The sequence below is a fragment of the Seohaeicola sp. genome (genome assembly GCF_048006315.1).
GTDB lineage: Bacteria > Pseudomonadota > Alphaproteobacteria > Rhodobacterales > Rhodobacteraceae > Seohaeicola.
The window spans coordinates 2213819-2228553 of sequence record NZ_CP180350.1; the positions used below are offsets into that span (position 1 = coordinate 2213819).

15 protein-coding genes are annotated in these 14735 nt (G+C 64.1%); 11 read left to right on the forward strand and 4 right to left on the reverse strand.

Annotation, left to right across the window (positions count from 1 at the left end):
• The first annotated feature begins 55 nt into the window (after positions 1-55).
• The 7 genes from xsc (at position 56) to ACMUJL_RS11225 (ending at position 8592) form a co-directional block, all read left to right on the forward strand.
• Positions 56-1834 carry a sulfoacetaldehyde acetyltransferase gene (gene xsc, locus ACMUJL_RS11195; RefSeq protein ID WP_375568232.1) on the forward strand — a complete coding sequence of 593 codons (1779 nt, stop codon included), beginning with the start codon at positions 56-58 and terminating at the stop codon, positions 1832-1834.
• 161 nt (positions 1835-1995) lie between these two features.
• Positions 1996-2934 carry a phosphate acyltransferase gene (locus ACMUJL_RS11200; protein ID WP_068288061.1) on the forward strand — a complete coding sequence of 313 codons (939 nt, stop codon included), beginning with the start codon at positions 1996-1998 and terminating at the stop codon, positions 2932-2934.
• Positions 2931-3998, forward strand: a complete 1068-nt coding sequence (locus ACMUJL_RS11205) for an acetate/propionate family kinase (RefSeq protein WP_375568230.1) — start codon at positions 2931-2933, stop codon at positions 3996-3998. The genes ACMUJL_RS11200 and ACMUJL_RS11205 overlap by 4 nt, the downstream gene beginning before the upstream one ends.
• Positions 3995-6817, forward strand: a complete 2823-nt coding sequence (locus ACMUJL_RS11210) for a molybdopterin oxidoreductase family protein (protein WP_375568228.1) — start codon at positions 3995-3997, stop codon at positions 6815-6817. The genes ACMUJL_RS11205 and ACMUJL_RS11210 overlap by 4 nt, the downstream gene beginning before the upstream one ends.
• Positions 6814-6966: a hypothetical protein gene (locus ACMUJL_RS11215; protein WP_162841185.1), complete on the forward strand. Its 153-nt coding sequence runs from the start codon at positions 6814-6816 to the stop codon at positions 6964-6966. Before ACMUJL_RS11210 ends, ACMUJL_RS11215 begins: the two co-directional genes overlap by 4 nt.
• Positions 6963-7718 carry a 4Fe-4S dicluster domain-containing protein gene (locus tag ACMUJL_RS11220; protein WP_068288070.1) on the forward strand — a complete coding sequence of 252 codons (756 nt, stop codon included), beginning with the start codon at positions 6963-6965 and terminating at the stop codon, positions 7716-7718. The genes ACMUJL_RS11215 and ACMUJL_RS11220 overlap by 4 nt, the downstream gene beginning before the upstream one ends.
• A gap of 1 nt (position 7719) precedes the next feature.
• Entirely contained in the window at positions 7720-8592 is an 873-nt protein-coding gene (locus tag ACMUJL_RS11225) for a dimethyl sulfoxide reductase anchor subunit family protein (protein WP_068288074.1), read from the forward strand.
• A 9-nt stretch (positions 8593-8601) separates the two neighbouring features.
• Here the strand turns inward: ACMUJL_RS11225 and ACMUJL_RS11230 are convergent, their stop codons facing one another.
• Together ACMUJL_RS11230 and ACMUJL_RS11235 are read right to left on the reverse strand one after the other, a co-directional pair.
• Positions 8602-9258 (reverse strand): DUF1523 family protein, encoded by a 657-nt coding sequence (locus ACMUJL_RS11230; protein ID WP_375568225.1) that lies wholly within the window; start codon positions 9256-9258, stop codon positions 8602-8604.
• Positions 9259-9277: 19 nt separating this feature from the next.
• A complete protein-coding gene (locus tag ACMUJL_RS11235; RefSeq protein WP_068288079.1) occupies positions 9278-9547 on the reverse strand; it encodes a hypothetical protein in 270 nt (89 codons plus the stop codon).
• Between the two features lie 167 nt (positions 9548-9714).
• Here ACMUJL_RS11235 and ACMUJL_RS11240 point away from each other — a divergent pair, with 167 nt between their 5' ends.
• Together ACMUJL_RS11240 and ACMUJL_RS11245 are read left to right on the forward strand one after the other, a co-directional pair.
• Positions 9715-10056, forward strand: a complete 342-nt coding sequence (locus ACMUJL_RS11240; RefSeq protein ID WP_068288082.1) for a cupin domain-containing protein — start codon at positions 9715-9717, stop codon at positions 10054-10056.
• A gap of 34 nt (positions 10057-10090) precedes the next feature.
• Positions 10091-11092 (forward strand): P1 family peptidase, encoded by a 1002-nt coding sequence (locus ACMUJL_RS11245; RefSeq protein ID WP_375568222.1) that lies wholly within the window; start codon positions 10091-10093, stop codon positions 11090-11092.
• Between the two features lie 56 nt (positions 11093-11148).
• On the opposite strand, the gene ACMUJL_RS11250 is transcribed toward ACMUJL_RS11245, so the two are convergent.
• On the reverse strand, positions 11149-11943 hold the full coding sequence (locus ACMUJL_RS11250) for an alpha/beta hydrolase (protein ID WP_375568220.1): 795 nt from the start codon (positions 11941-11943) through the stop codon (positions 11149-11151).
• Between the two features lie 78 nt (positions 11944-12021).
• Here ACMUJL_RS11250 and ACMUJL_RS11255 point away from each other — a divergent pair, with 78 nt between their 5' ends.
• Both ACMUJL_RS11255 and ACMUJL_RS11260 read left to right on the forward strand, forming a co-directional pair.
• Positions 12022-13500 carry an NAD-dependent succinate-semialdehyde dehydrogenase gene (locus tag ACMUJL_RS11255; protein WP_375568218.1) on the forward strand — a complete coding sequence of 493 codons (1479 nt, stop codon included), beginning with the start codon at positions 12022-12024 and terminating at the stop codon, positions 13498-13500.
• Positions 13501-13676: 176 nt separating this feature from the next.
• The gene (locus ACMUJL_RS11260; protein ID WP_375568216.1) at positions 13677-14117 is read left to right on the forward strand and encodes a YqaA family protein; all 441 of its coding nucleotides are present in this window, start codon (positions 13677-13679) and stop codon (positions 14115-14117) included.
• 60 nt (positions 14118-14177) lie between these two features.
• Here ACMUJL_RS11260 and ACMUJL_RS11265 read toward each other — a convergent pair whose 3' ends face one another.
• On the reverse strand, positions 14178-14657 hold the full coding sequence (locus ACMUJL_RS11265; protein ID WP_068288095.1) for an Hsp20 family protein: 480 nt from the start codon (positions 14655-14657) through the stop codon (positions 14178-14180).
• Between the last annotated feature and the right edge of the window lie 78 nt (positions 14658-14735).

Consider the following 14735-nt stretch of genomic DNA (forward strand, 5'->3'; position numbering starts at 1 on the left):
CCTAATCTGCCCCAAAGGCCCGCAGTGGCCCCTTCCCCATGACCGGAGCTGTCCCATGAAGATGACAACCGAAGAAGCTTTCGTGAAAACCCTGCAGATGCATGGGATCGAACATGCATTCGGCATTATCGGTTCGGCCTTCATGCCGATTTCCGATCTTTTCCCGCGCGCGGGAATCACCTTCTGGGATTGCGCGCATGAAGGCTCGGGCGGGATGATGGCCGATGGCTACACCCGCGCCTCCGGCAAGATGTCGATGATGATCGCCCAGAACGGGCCCGGCATCACCAATTTCGTGACCGCCGTGAAAACCGCCTACTGGAACCATACACCCTTGCTGCTGGTGACACCGCAGGCCGCCAACAAGACGATCGGCATGGGTGGCTTTCAGGAGGTCGAACAGATGGCCCTGTTTAAGGACATGGTCGCCTACCAGGAAGAAGTGCGCGACCCGTCCCGCGTGGCCGAGGTGCTGAACCGCGTGATCCTGAACGCGCGGCGGATGTCAGCCCCCGCCCAGATCAACATGCCGCGCGACTACTGGACCCAGGTGATCGATATCGACCTGCCCGAGATGGTCACGTTCGAGCGCCCCGGCGGCGGCGAAGATGCCGTGCAACGCGCCGCCGACCTGCTGTCTTCCGCCCGGTTTCCGGTCATCCTGAACGGGGCCGGCGTGGTTCTGGCCGGGGCGATCCCCGCGTCCATGGCGCTGGCCGAACGCCTGGATGCGCCGGTCTGCGTGGGCTATCAGCATAACGATGCCTTCCCCGGTTCGCATCCGCTGTTCGCCGGGCCGCTGGGCTACAACGGGTCCAAGGCGGGCATGGAACTGATCGCCAAGGCCGATGTGGTGCTTTGCCTCGGCACGCGCCTCAATCCGTTCTCGACATTGCCGGGCTACGGGATCGACTATTGGCCCAAGGATGCAAAAATCATCCAGGTCGACATCAATCCCGACCGGATCGGCCTGACCAAGAAGGTCAGCGTCGGAATCGTGGGTGACGCGAAAAAGGTCGCGGCCTCGATCCTCGAAAAACTCAGCCACACAGCGGGCGATGAGGGTCGCGCCGACCGCAAGGCGCTGATCGCGCAGACCAAATCGCAATGGGCGCAGCAACTGTCCTCGATGGATCACGAAGATGACGATCCCGGCACCACTTGGAACCAGCGCGCCCGCGCCGACAAGCCGGACTGGATGAGCCCGCGCATGGCCTGGCGCGCGATCCAGTCGGCGCTGCCCCGCGAGGCGATCATCAGCAGCGACATCGGCAACAACTGCGCGATCGGCAACGCCTATCCCGCATTCGAGGAAGGGCGCAAATACCTCGCGCCCGGTCTGTTCGGCCCCTGCGGCTACGGCCTGCCCTCGATCATCGGCGCCAAGATCGGCTGCCCGGATACGCCCGTCGTGGGCTTTGCGGGCGATGGTGCCTTCGGTATCGCCGTGACCGAACTGACGGCCATCGGTCGCCCGGAATGGCCCGCCATCACCATGGTGGTTTTCCGCAACTACCAGTGGGGCGCGGAAAAGCGCAACTCGACCCTGTGGTACGAGGACAATTTCGTCGGCACCGAACTGGATGAACAGGTCAGCTATGCCGGTATCGCGCGCGCCTGCGGCTTGCAGGGCGTACAGGCGAAAAACATGGACGAGCTGCGCGCAGCCCTGACCCGCGCGATCGAGGACCAGATGCAGCACGGCAAGACCACCCTGATCGAGGCCCTGATCAACCAGGAACTGGGCGAGCCCTTCCGCCGCGACGCGATGAAGAAACCGGTCGCGGTGGCAGGCATTTCGTCTGCCGACATGCGGCCGCAGCAACCCGCCTGATCGCCGGTGCCACATCAGGACGCAACCGCGTTTCTTCTTGCTGCAAATATCCCCGCCGGAGGCATCCCCGGCGGGGGGGCCGCGTTCGCGGTGCCAGGCGCGCGGAACGTCTGTCCTGAACGCTTGCCTAAACCGCAAAGCCATGCTCGATTGAGCCCGTGATGAGAGAACCTTTTCCCTTCCTGTCCGCGATTGCCGCAGATGCACCGCGCCGCCTTCTGGATCAGGCGCGCGGGCTGCCCGTGCCACGCGTGGCCTTGGTCAATGCCGGCAGCGTGAACGCGCTCGAGGGGATCCGGGAAGCCAGCGAGGCGGGCCTTGCCCATCCGGTGCTGATCGGGGACGCGCCCAAGATCCGGCAAGTGGCCGAACAGATCGGCTGGGATATCGCTGTCCTGCGCCTGATCCATGCCCCCGGTGCGGCGGCGGGCCAGAGGGCTGCGGAACTGGCCCGCAAGGGCGAAGTCGACGCGATCATGAAAGGCCAGGTGCACACATCGGTGTTTCTGCAAAGCCTGTTGCCACGTGCGGCAGGGCTGCGCGATGCCGATACTCGCTGCGGCCATGTATTCCACATCACGGCCCCCCATTCCGACCGCCCGCTTCTGCTGACCGATGGGGCGCTGAACGTGGACCCGGACATTCCCACAAGGCAAGCCTGCCTGACCCATGCGGTGCGCCTGGCGCAGCAACTCGGGATCGAACGGCCCAAGGCGGGCATCCTGTCGGCCAACGAGGATCCGTTGCCATCGCTTCAGAACTCGATGGATGCCGCCGTGATCGCCGCCTGGGCAAAAACCGCCCTGCCGCAAGCCGAGGTGGCAGGCCCCATGGCGCTGGACCTGATCTTTTCGGCAGAAGCAGCGGCGGCCAAAAACTATGTCTCGCCGGTGGCGGGCGATGCCGACATCATCCTGACGCCGAACATCACCACCGGCAACGCGCTGTTCAAGCTGATGTCGCTGGGCATGGGCTGCTGTGCGGCGGGGCTTGTTCTGGGGGCCAAGGTGCCGATCCTGCTGACCTCGCGGGCGCAGGGTGCACCGGCGCGCATCGCCTCGGCTGCTCTAGGCGTGATCGCCGCAGGGGTGCGCAGATGATCCTCGTCGTCAATGCCGGTTCAAGCTCGATCAAGATCGAGGTGTTCGATCAGGCGCTCGGGTCGGTCATCGAGGGTGCGGTCTCCGAGATCGGCGGCAAGGCGCGGATCAGGTTTGCAGGGCAGCAGCAAGTGGTCGATGCTGCGGATCACGCGGCGGCCCTGTCGCATCTTCTGGATGCGCTGGCGGGCAAGGGCATCACGCTGGACCGGCTGACCGCCGCGGCCCATCGCATCGTGCACGGGGGGGCGCATCTGACCGCACCTGCGCGCCTGACCCCCGATATCCTGGCGCAGATCGCGGCCTGCAATGCGCTTGCGCCGCTGCACAATCCACATAACCTTTCGGGCATCACGGCCCTTGGCCGCCTTGCACCCGATCTGCCGCAATTCGGCAGTTTCGACACGGCCTTTCACGCAACGAACCCCGAGGTTGCCGTCACCTATGCGATCCCGCAGGCGGAACGGGACAAGGGTATCCGCCGCTATGGCTTTCATGGATTGAGCTACGCCGGGCTGGTCGAGGCGCTGCGCCCTGATCTGCCGCGCCGCCTGCTGGCCTTGCATCTGGGCAACGGGGCAAGCCTCTGTGCGATCCTCGAAGGTCGGTCGGTTGCGACCTCGATGGGGTATTCGCCACTGGAGGGGTTGGTCATGGGCAGCCGCGCCGGCAGCATCGACGGCATGGCGGTCCTGCGGATCGCCGCAGATCACGGCATTGACCGCACGGCGCAGCTGTTGAACCAGGACAGCGGCCTGCGTGCTCTTGGGGGAACCAATGACATGGCCCAGCTTCTGGCGACGAACACGGCCGAGGCGCGCTTTGCCGCCGATCATTTCTGCTATTGGGCCGCGCGCCATGCAGGGTCCGCCATCGTCGCCATGGGCGGACTGGATGCCATCGCCTTTACCGGCGGGATCGGCGAGAATGCCGCGCCCATACGCGACGGTATCCTTGCGCATCTGGCCTGCTTCGGCGTGGTGCCCATCCATGTGGTGCCCGCGGATGAGGAGCGTCAGATCGCCCGCGACGCCCTTTCCCTGATGCAGGAGCACGCAGCATGACCCAGCCGCATCTGGATACATCGCCACCCGTGTCGGACGAAATCCGCAAGACAACCTGCTACATGTGCGCCTGTCGCTGCGGCATCAACGTGCACATGAAAGGCGGCAAGGTTGCCTATATCGAAGGCAACCGCGACCACCCGGTCAACAAGGGTGTTCTTTGCGCCAAGGGATCGGCGGGGATCATGCAGGTCAATGCGCCCTCGCGCCTGCGTGCGCCTTTGAAACGCGTGGGTCTGCGCGGGTCAGGCCAGTTCGAAGAAATCAGCTGGGACGAGGCGCTGACGCTGGCCACCTCATGGCTGAAGCCATTGCGCGACACCGCACCCGAGAAGCTTGCCTTCTTTACCGGGCGGGACCAGTCACAAAGCTTTACCGGATGGTGGGCGCAGCAATTCGGCACGCCGAATTTCGCCGCCCATGGCGGGTTCTGCAGTGTCAACATGGCAGCCGCCGGCATCTACACGATGGGCGGGGCCTTCTGGGAATTCGGCCAGCCCGACTGGGATCATACCAAGCTGTTCATCCTGTTCGGCGTGGCCGAGGATCATGACAGCAACCCGATCAAGATGGGGATCGGCCGGATCAAGGCGCGTGGTGCAAGGGTCGTCGGCGTGAACCCGATCCGGTCCGGTTACAACGCCGTGGCCGATGACTGGCTGGGCATCACGCCGGGCACCGATGGTCTGCTGATCCTGTCGCTGGTGCATGAATTGCTGCGCGCGGGCAAGATCGACCTGGATTACCTGTCGCGCTACACCAATGCGCCGGTGCTGGTGAATGGCGATCCGAAATCGCCCGAGCATGGCCTGTTCCTGCGCGATGAGGCGGGCAAGCCCCTTGTCATCGACCGCGTGACCGGCAAGTTGACGCCGTTCGACCAACCCGGCGTACGCCCCGATCTGGCCGCCTCGCATCGGCATGCAGGCGTGACGCATCGCCCGGTGATGCATCTGCTGGCCGAACGCTATCTCGATGCGCAATACGCGCCCGAAGCGGTTGCAGGTCGCACCGGCATTCCCGCCGCCAAGATCCGCGCGCTGGCCGCCGAGATCGCGCATACGGCCTTTGACGATCCGGTGATCCTGCACCGCGAATGGACCGATTTCCGTGGCGAAACGCACCAGACCATGGTGGGTCGCCCCGTCGCCTTTCACGCCATGCGCGGGATCTCGGCCCATTCCAACGGCTTCCAGACCGCCCGCGCGCTGCATGTCCTGCAGATCCTCTTGGGTGCGGTGGAAACGCCCGGTGGCATGCGGTTCAAACCGCCCTATCCCAAGCCCGCAACCGCCCATCCCAAGCCGCATTGCAAGGTGACCCCCGGCGCGCCGCTGGATGGCCCGCATCTGGGTTATGTGCAGGGGCCGGACGACCTGTGCCTGCGCGACGATGGCAGCCCGGCCCGCATCGACAAGGCCTTCACCTGGGACAACCCGATGTCGGCCCATGGGTTGATGCATATGGTCATCAGCAACGCCCATGCGGGCGATCCCTACAGGATCGACACTCTGTTCATGTACATGGCCAACATGTCGTGGAATTCGTCGATGAACACCGGTGGCGTGATGCAGATGCTGACGGACACCGATGAAAACGGCGATTACGTGATCCCACGGATCATCTATTCGGATGCGTATAGTTCCGAAATGGTGGCCTATGCCGACCTGATCCTGCCCGATACCACCTATCTGGAACGGCATGACTGCATCAGCCTGCTGGATCGTCCCATCGCCGAGGCCGACGGCGCCGCCGATGCGATACGCTGGCCCGTGATCGAACCGGATCGCGACGTGCGCGGGTTTCAATCGGTGCTGCTAGACCTTGGCGCGCGGCTGGGCCTGCCCGGCATGGCGCAACCCGACGGAAGCCCGACCTATGCCGATTACGCCGATTACATGGTCAACCATCAGCGCAAGCCGGGCATCGGCCCCCTGGCGGGATGGCGCACGGGTGACAAGGGTCTGACCCATGGGCGCGGCGGCCCCAATGCCGCGCAGCTGGACCAGTATATCGCTAACGGGGGCTTCTTCGTGGCGCATGTGCCGGAAGATGCCGCCTATTTCAAACCCTGGAACCGCGCCTACCAGGACTGGGCGGTCGGCATGGGCTTCTACGACAGCCCGCAACCCTATCTGTTCCAGCTCTATGTCGAGCCGCTGCGCCGCTTCCAGCTGGCGGCCGAGGGGCATGGAACGCGCCAGCCGCCCGACCACCTGCGCGCGCGGATCAAGACCACGCTGGACCCGCTGCCGGTCTGGTATGCAGCACTTGAGGATGGCCATGCCGACCCCGAGGCCTTTCCGATCCACGCCCTGACCCAGCGCCCGATGGCGATGTATCATTCCTGGGGCACGCAGAATGCATGGCTGCGCCAGATCCATGGGGTGAACCCGCTTTACGTACCCACTGCGCTGTGGCGCCAGCATGGCTTTGCCGACGGGGACTGGGCGCAGGTGACCTCGGCACATGGGGTGATCACCGTGCCCGTGGCGCATATGGCGGCGCTGAACGCCAATACCGTCTGGACCTGGAACGCCATCGGCAAGCGCAAGGGCGCATGGGCACTGGACCAGAAAGCACCAGAGGCGGAAAAGGGGTTCCTGCTGAACCACCTGATCCATGAATTGCTGCCGCCACGCGGCGATGGTCTGCGCTGGTCGAATTCCGATCCGGTGACAGGACAGGCCGCCTGGTTCGACCTGCGCGTCAGGATCGAAAAGGTCGCCGCACCCCTGCGCAGCCAACCCGCCTATCCCCCGATCACATCGCCCGTGGGCCAAGGCCCCGCCACACTTGCCTGGAAGGTAGAGACATGACCCCGACGCAGCGCACCCTTCTGGTGATTGCCGTCTTCGTGGCGCTGATCGTCGGCAGTTTCATCTGGTTCATCGCCACATGGGACCCCTCGAAGGAAGAGCCCGTGACGCGCCTACCTGCACAGCCCAGCGCGGAGCATCTGGCATGACCACGCTTCCCGACAGAACCGAACGCAAGCTGGGGCTGGTGATCGATCTGGATACCTGCGTGGGCTGTCATGCCTGTGTCGTGTCCTGCAAGGGATGGAACACCCAGAACTACGGCGCACCCCTGTCGGATCAGGATCCTTACGGGGCCGACCCATCCGGGACCTTCCTGAACCGCGTGCACAGCTACGAGGTGCAGCCAGAGGCCGGGGCCGCACAACTGGTGCATTTTCCGAAATCCTGCCTGCATTGCGACAATGCGCCCTGTGTGACCGTCTGCCCGACCGGGGCCAGCTACAAGCGGCGCGAGGACGGGATCGTCCTTGTGAACGAAGATGCCTGCATCGGCTGCGGCCTTTGCGCCTGGGCCTGCCCTTACGGCGCGCGGGAAATGGACATGGCCGCCAAGGTGATGAAGAAATGCACCCTCTGCGTGGACCGCATCTACAATGAAAACCTGCCCGAGGTGGATCGCGTGCCTGCCTGCGTGCGCACCTGCCCCAGCAATGCCCGGCATTTCGGGGATCTGTCCGACCCGGACAGCGACGTCAGTCAGCTGGTGGCAGCGCGCGGCGGCATGGACCTGATGCCGGAACAGGGTACGGCGCCCGTCAACAAGTACCTGCCCCCACGCCCCAAGGATCGATTGGACCAAACCGGGGAGATCGACGTTCTGGCACCATTTCTGGCGCCGGTGACCGATCAGCCCAAGGGCTTCCTCGGCTGGCTCGACAAAGCACTGGACAGGCTCTGACATGCATCCGGCACCTTCGATCATCGCCTTCACGACGCTGTCCGGTCTTGGCTTTGGCCTGATGTTCTGGCTGGGCATCGGCATGCCCGGATCAACCGGGCTGGTGGCTTTCGTATTTTTCGCCATCGCCTATGCGCTGGCGGGGGGCGGGCTGATCGCTTCGGCTTTTCACCTGGGCCACCCGGAACGCGGATTGCTGGCCTTCACGCAGTGGCGGTCAAGCTGGCTGAGCCGCGAGGCGATCTGCGCGGTGGTCACATTGGCCGTGATGGCCGCCTACGCCATCGGGCGTGTGTTCCTTGCCGCCGACTGGGTACCCCTGGGGTGGCTGGGCGCGGTTCTGGCCGTGGGGACAGTGTTCACGACATCCATGATCTACACGCAGATGAAGACCGTGCCGCGCTGGCGCAGCCTGCTGACGCCGGCGCTGTTCCTGTCCTTGTCGCTTGGGGGCGGCGCGCTGCTGGCCGGTCAGGTGAGCTGGGCGCTGATCCTGTTGCCGCTGGCCGGCATGCTGCAGCTGGCATGGTGGTGGCAGGGTGACCGCGCCTTTGCCGCCTCCGGCACGACAATGGCCAGCGCCACGGGCCTTGGCGGGATCGGGTCGGTACGCGCCTTCGAGCCACCCCATACCGGCCCCAATTACCTGCTGCGCGAGATGGTGCATGTCGTGGGGCGCAAGCATGCGATCAAGCTGCGGATGATCGCCCTTCTGCTGGGCTATGTGCTGCCCGTTGCGCTTTTGGTGCTGCCATTTGCGCATGTCTTCGGGTTGCTGGCCGTGATCAGCCATATCGCGGGCATCCTTGCCTCGCGCTGGTTGTTCTTCGCCGAGGCCGAACATGTCGTCGGCCTCTATTACGGGAAACGCTGATCAGCGCGCCTAGGTCTTGCCGCGCACGCCGTCCCACCAGCGCCGCACCTTGCCGCGCCGGTCGACGACGTGGTCGGTCGCTGCCTCAAGGCTATCGCCGATGTCTTCCAGCACAGGATCGATCCGCGCCTCGCGGAACCGCCGCCAGCGCACCCAGATTGCCCAGAAGAACGCGGTCAGCAGCGTCAGGATGATGATGTTGATCCAGGGAATGATGGTGACATCCGGGCTGTCCACGCGCCAGATCTTGATCGCGTTGGGATAGATCGACAGGAATTCATTGCGCCACCCGTAGTGCCGGATCACGACCCATTGGGCCTGCTGGCCACTGGTCGAGCGGCTTTCCAGATCGGCCGCCTGCGCCTGAAGGTTCGAGGTGTTGAACTTGAAATAGGGCGGCCAGCCCCAGCCCGTATCCTCGTTCCGATAGATCATCGGCCGTTCGTTCGTGCGGAAGGTCTGGATGAAGAACACATCGCGATTCTGCGGATTGACGGCATCCCCCGTGGGCGCATTGGCCCAGAAGATCGAGTTCTCGCCGAAGTCGATCCGCTCCAGGTAGGTATCGGTGATCCGCACCACATCGTGCTGTGGAAGGGTATAGTGCAGAAAGGACGCGACCAGCAGCCAGAAGCTTCCGATAAAGGTCCATTTCACGTAACGCATGATACCGTTTCCTTCGCGGTCAGTTGAAGTTTACCAGATAGATCACCACTGCGATGGTCACAACAGGCACGATATAGACACCCCAGAGCAGTTTGCGGCGCAGCGAGCGGTCATAGATCTTCAGCCCGCGCCGCACGTATTCTTCGCGGTCACCGCGCCGGATATCTTCCTCCCACTTGCGGCGCAGCTTGGCCCGGCGGACGGAACGCGAATAGAACGACAGCGAGAGATAGATCACGGTCAGGACGACAAAGCCCACAACAATCAGCCGCGCCAATGCCACTACCATGCACCCATCTCCTTGCAACGGGCCCATCATGCCCCAACACGACAGGCAGTGCACCCATCTTGTAGAACTGTGGGCGGGTCGCCCCGGTTTCAACCCTGCCGCTTGCCCCTTGCCTCTGCCGACCCGCCCGCATTAGCCTGCGGTGAGTTTTGCAAGGAAGTGACCCGATGTCGGACCTGTTCTTTCCCGTCACCCCGGAAGGCCCGGCCGAGGTGGACCGACCGGCCCCGGACCGTGTGGTCAAGGGTGATCCCGTCTTCACCTCATGGACGCTCGAAGAGAGGGACGGTCTGTTCTGCGGCATCTGGCAATCGACGCCGGGAGCGTGGCGCGTCTTCTACGACGAATGGGAATATTGCCGGATCCTGTCGGGTGTCAGCATCCTGACCGAGGAAGGCGGCGCGCCCGTGACCCTGCGGGCCGGCGACAGTTTCGTGCTGCGGCCGGGGTTTCGCGGCGTATGGGAGGTGGTCGAAACCACCCGCAAGGATTTCGTGATCCGTTTGTGATCCACTCGGCCCAACAGAACCCGGAAAGACCCGCATGACCAAGACCACACGCCCCGGCCCGATGAACCTGATCACCGATGTGGCAGGCCTCAGGGTTGGGAATGCCACCGATACGCGGATCAAGACCGGTGTGACCGTGTTGGTGGCCGATGCGCCCTTCACGGCTGGCGTGCATGTGATGGGCGGTGCGCCCGGCACGCGGGAAACCGACCTTCTGGCCCCTGACAAGACGGTGCAGCAGGTCGATGCGCTGGTGCTGTCGGGCGGGTCGGCCTTTGGTCTGGATGCAGCATCCGGGGTGGCCGATGCGCTGCGGCTTGCAGGGCGGGGGTTTCGGGTCGGCGCGCATACCGTCCCGATCGTGCCTGCGGCGATCCTGTTCGACCTGAACAATGGCGGCGCCAAGGATTGGGAGGCAAACCCCTACCGGACGCTGGGCCATGACGCTTTGGCCAATGCCGACGCCGCCTTCGGGATCGGCAGCGTCGGCGCTGGCACGGGAACGATCACGGCCAACCTGCGCGGCGGGTTGGGATCGGCCTCGGTCATCCTGCCTTCGGGCCATACCGTGGGCGCGCTGGTCGCGGTCAATGCGCTGGGGTCGGCCACTGTCGGGGACAGTGCACATTTCTGGGCCGCACCCTTCGAGTGGGGCGATGAATTCGGCGGCATGGGCGTGGCGCGGACCTATCCCGATCCGCATGTCGCCGTGACCAAGATCGCCAGCCACGCCAATACAACGATCGGTATCGTGGCCACCGATGCCGACCTGACCCAGGCGCAATGCACGCGCATGGCCACCGCCGCCCATGACGGGTTTGCCCGTGCGCTTGTGCCTGCGCATACGCCGATGGATGGCGACCTGATCTTTGCGGTTGCCACAGGCGCGCGCGCACTGGGCCATCCGATCATCGACACGCTGGAACTGGGCCATGCCGCCGCCACCTGCATGGCACGGGCCATCGCACGCGCCATGTTCGCGGCCACATCCCTGCCGGGCGATGTCAAACCCAGCTGGCAGGACCTGCACGGTTAAGCAGGTCGTTGCGCCCGCCCCCTGCGTTGTTCCCAAAATGCCTGGATGACGCCGGCTCAGCCCAGAAGGCGTTGCATCATAGGGCTATCCGCTTCGGCCAGCGCATCGATCACATCGAAGTGGTGTTTGCCCTCTTCCACCACATGCCCGCAGCCCCATGCCTCGGCCAGCCAGCGCGCCTGATCCAGAAACACCGGGCGCTCGTCAGCGCCGACCCAGACGGTCACGGGCACCGGCAGGCGTTCGACCATCAAGGCCGGGCTTTCGGCCCTGGCAGAGGCATCGTTCAGCTTGAAGTCGGCGTTCATGCTGGTGCGCATCAGCGGACGCAGGTCCGACACGGGTGAAATCGACAGCACATGGCGCAGGCGCGCCGCAACGGTATCGGGCAGCAGGCCCGGTTGCAGCATCCGTGTCACCAGATGACCACCCGCCGAATGCCCAGCCAGCACGATGGGCCCGGCGACCATGGCGGCAGCGGTCGTCACGGCTTTGGCGATCTGTTGCGTGATATCGGCGATCCCTACCTGCGGACACAGGTCATAGGATGGCATGGCCACCGCCCAGCCATGCGACAAGGCCCCCGCTGCCAGATGCGACCAGACGCTCTTGTCGAAACGCAGCCAATAGCCGCCATGAACGAAAACCAGCAGCCCCTTGGCCTCGGCACCGGGGTGGAACAGATCGAAGCGCTGGCGCGGGCTGTCGCCATAGGACAGGTCCAGATCGGCCAGACCTTGCTCGATCAGGCCTTCCCGCAGCGCCTCGGCCGCGCGTCCCCAGCGTGGCGGATAATCCGCCGACCCCGGAATATGGGCGGCGTTGGCGTAGGCATCGTCCAGCTCGGCCATGGCAATCTCTCCTCCTGCTCTGGACAAGCCTAGCGCCAGATGCTTTCCCTGTGCCACTGGATAATTGGAGGATGCGCCATGCTGGACGGCAAGACAGACCTGAAATCCCTGCTCAAGGACCCGTCGCTGCTGGCCGAAAAGGCCTATGTCGGTGGTAAATGGGTCGAGAGTGAGACTGGAACCACATTCGAGGTGACCAACCCCGCACGCGGCGACGTGATCGCCAATGTCGCCGACCTCAGCCGCGATCAGGTGGCACAAGCCATCGCCGCTGCGGAAACAGCGCAAAAGGAATGGGCGAAATACACCGGAAAGGAACGCGCCACGATCCTGCGCCGCTGGTTCGACCTGATGATCGAGAACACGGATGACCTGTCGACGATCCTGACCGCCGAACAGGGCAAGCCGCTGGCCGAAGCCAAGGGCGAGATCGCCTATGGCGCCGCCTTCATCGAATTCTTCGCCGAAGAGGCCAAGCGCATATATGGCGAGACGATCCCCGGCCATCAGCGCGACAAGCGCATCACCGTGATCAAGCAGCCCATCGGGGTCGCCGCATCCATCACGCCTTGGAACTTTCCGACCGCGATGATCACCCGCAAGGTGGCGCCCGCGCTGGCCGCCGGTTGCGGCTTTGTCGCCCGCCCGTCCGAACTGACGCCGCTGTCGGCGCTGGCCATGGGCGTGCTGGCGGAACGCGCCGGCATTCCGGCGGGTGTTCTGAACATCGTGACCACCACCAACGCTTCAGAGACTGGCAAGGAGTTCTGCGAGAACCCGACCGTGCGCAAGCTCAGCTTTACCGGTTCGACCAATGTGGGGCGCATATTGTTGCGTCAGGCCGCGGATCAGGTGATGAAATGTTCGATGGAACTGGGCGGCAACGCACCTTTCATCGTGTTCGACGATGCCGATCTGGATGCCGCCGTCGAGGGCGCGATCATGTGCAAGTTCCGCAACAACGGGCAGACCTGTGTCTGCGCCAACCGGATCTATGTGCAGGCGGGGATCTATGACGCCTTCGCCGCCAAGCTGAAAGAGGCCGTCGGCAAGCTCAAGGTCGGGGACGGGCTTGAGGCGGGAACCACCCTTGGTCCGTTGATCAACGCCAATGCGATCAAGAAGGTCCAGACCCATGTGGCCGATGCCACCGCCAAGGGCGGCACCGTGATCATGGGCGGCGAGCCGATGCAGGGGCCGGGCAACTTCCTGCCCCCCACCATCGTGACCGGTGCGACCCGCGACATGATCGTCGCGACAGAAGAGACCTTCGGCCCCTTCGCGCCGCTGTTCAAGTTCACCGATGTGGATGAGGTGATCCACCTTGCGAATGACACGATCTTTGGTCTGGCCGCCTATTTCTATGCCCGCGACCTGAGCCGCGTCTACAAAGTGGCAGAAGCGCTGGAATACGGAATCGTGGGGGTGAACACGGGCATCATCTCGACCGAGGTTGCACCTTTCGGCGGGGTCAAGCAATCCGGCCTCGGCCGCGAAGGCAGCCGCCACGGGATCGAGGATTACCTTGAGATGAAGTATATCTGCATGGCGGTCTGAGACCGAATCCAGAGACAGCGAAAGGGCGGGCCGCGCAAACGGCCCGCCTTTTTCGCATCGGACAGCGATGATCCCGGCGTTATCCGTGAAGGATTGCCTTGGCCCGGGGCCATGCCTATCTGCAAGGCACGAGGGCTTGGCCATCAAGGGGCAGGGCCAGTCACATGAAGGTGCCCATGACCCCGCTTTCGGCCTATGCCACGCTGTTCCTCAGCGCATTTACCTCGGCCACGGTTCTCCCCGGATCGTCAGAGGCGGTGCTGCTGGGTTTTCTGGCGACAGAGATCGGCGACCCTGTGACCCTGGTGACAGTCGCGGTGGTCGGCAACCTGCTGGGATCGATCCTGACCTATTGGATGGGCCGCTATGCGTCCGAGTTCCGGGATCGCCGCTGGTTCCCGGTGTCGCCTGCGCAATATGACCGCGCGCAGGCCTGGTATGAGAAATATGGACGATGGTCGCTGCTGATGGCCTGGGTTCCGATCGTGGGGGATCCGCTGACGGTTGTCGCGGGGGCCATGCGTACAAGGATCGCGCTTGTCATCCTGCTTGTCGGATTGGGCAAGACAGGTCGCTATCTTGCCGTTGCGGGCAGCTATGCCGTTTGGGCGGGCTGACGAAAAGGGACCCGCAGGATCGCTCCTGCGGGTCCGACATCAGGGCAGAGGGCGTGCCCGTCAGTTTACGGCTTGCGCCTCGACCACGTCCTTGTCGGCCTGACGCGACGTGGCCGGGCTTGCGATCTGGATGCGGCGGGGTTTCAGCACTTCGGGGATTTCGCGCACAAGATCGATGTGCAGCATACCGTCAGCATGGGTGGCACCCGTGACGCGCACGTGATCGGCCAGCGTGAAGCGCCGTTCAAAGGCACGGGTGGCAATGCCACGGTGCAGGTAGGTCCTGCTTTCGTCGGCCTCATCCGATTTTCGGGCTGCTACGACAAGCGCGTTTTCCTTGACCTCGACGGTCAGGTCATCGGCCGCGAAACCCGCGACGGCCAGCGAGATGCGATAAGCATTCTCTGCGGTTTTCTCGATGTTGTAGGGCGGGTATGTCGGCTGCGGCATATCGCTGGCGAACACGCGGTCCATCAGGTCTGCAATCTGGTCAAAGCCAACGGTTGCACGGTAAAGCGGTGCAAGGTCGAAGTTTCGCATGGGTCATCCTCCATCTGAGCGACAACTTGAAAACGCCTTCCCATCCGGGACAGGCCATGTGGTCAGGGCCCTTGGTGG

Bases quoted from the DNA above. Each gene is read 5' to 3' on its own strand.
- ACMUJL_RS11220 (WP_068288070.1), top strand. From the start codon at position 6,963: ATGACCACGCTTCCCGACAGAACCGAACGCAAGCTGGGGCTGGTGATC.
- ACMUJL_RS11250 (WP_375568220.1), bottom strand. From the start codon at position 11,943: ATGGCCGAGCTGGACGATGCCTACGCCAACGCCGCCCATATTCCGGGG.
- xsc (WP_375568232.1), top strand. From the start codon at position 56: ATGAAGATGACAACCGAAGAAGCTTTCGTGAAAACCCTGCAGATGCAT.
- ACMUJL_RS11235 (WP_068288079.1), bottom strand. From the start codon at position 9,547: ATGGTAGTGGCATTGGCGCGGCTGATTGTTGTGGGCTTTGTCGTCCTG.
- ACMUJL_RS11205 (WP_375568230.1), top strand. From the start codon at position 2,931: ATGATCCTCGTCGTCAATGCCGGTTCAAGCTCGATCAAGATCGAGGTG.
- ACMUJL_RS11245 (WP_375568222.1), top strand. From the start codon at position 10,091: ATGACCAAGACCACACGCCCCGGCCCGATGAACCTGATCACCGATGTG.
- ACMUJL_RS11210 (WP_375568228.1), top strand. From the start codon at position 3,995: ATGACCCAGCCGCATCTGGATACATCGCCACCCGTGTCGGACGAAATC.
- ACMUJL_RS11265 (WP_068288095.1), bottom strand. From the start codon at position 14,657: ATGCGAAACTTCGACCTTGCACCGCTTTACCGTGCAACCGTTGGCTTT.
- ACMUJL_RS11225 (WP_068288074.1), top strand. From the start codon at position 7,720: ATGCATCCGGCACCTTCGATCATCGCCTTCACGACGCTGTCCGGTCTT.
- ACMUJL_RS11240 (WP_068288082.1), top strand. From the start codon at position 9,715: ATGTCGGACCTGTTCTTTCCCGTCACCCCGGAAGGCCCGGCCGAGGTG.
- ACMUJL_RS11255 (WP_375568218.1), top strand. From the start codon at position 12,022: ATGCTGGACGGCAAGACAGACCTGAAATCCCTGCTCAAGGACCCGTCG.
- ACMUJL_RS11230 (WP_375568225.1), bottom strand. From the start codon at position 9,258: ATGCGTTACGTGAAATGGACCTTTATCGGAAGCTTCTGGCTGCTGGTC.
- ACMUJL_RS11260 (WP_375568216.1), top strand. From the start codon at position 13,677: ATGACCCCGCTTTCGGCCTATGCCACGCTGTTCCTCAGCGCATTTACC.
- ACMUJL_RS11200 (WP_068288061.1), top strand. From the start codon at position 1,996: ATGAGAGAACCTTTTCCCTTCCTGTCCGCGATTGCCGCAGATGCACCG.
- ACMUJL_RS11215 (WP_162841185.1), top strand. From the start codon at position 6,814: ATGACCCCGACGCAGCGCACCCTTCTGGTGATTGCCGTCTTCGTGGCG.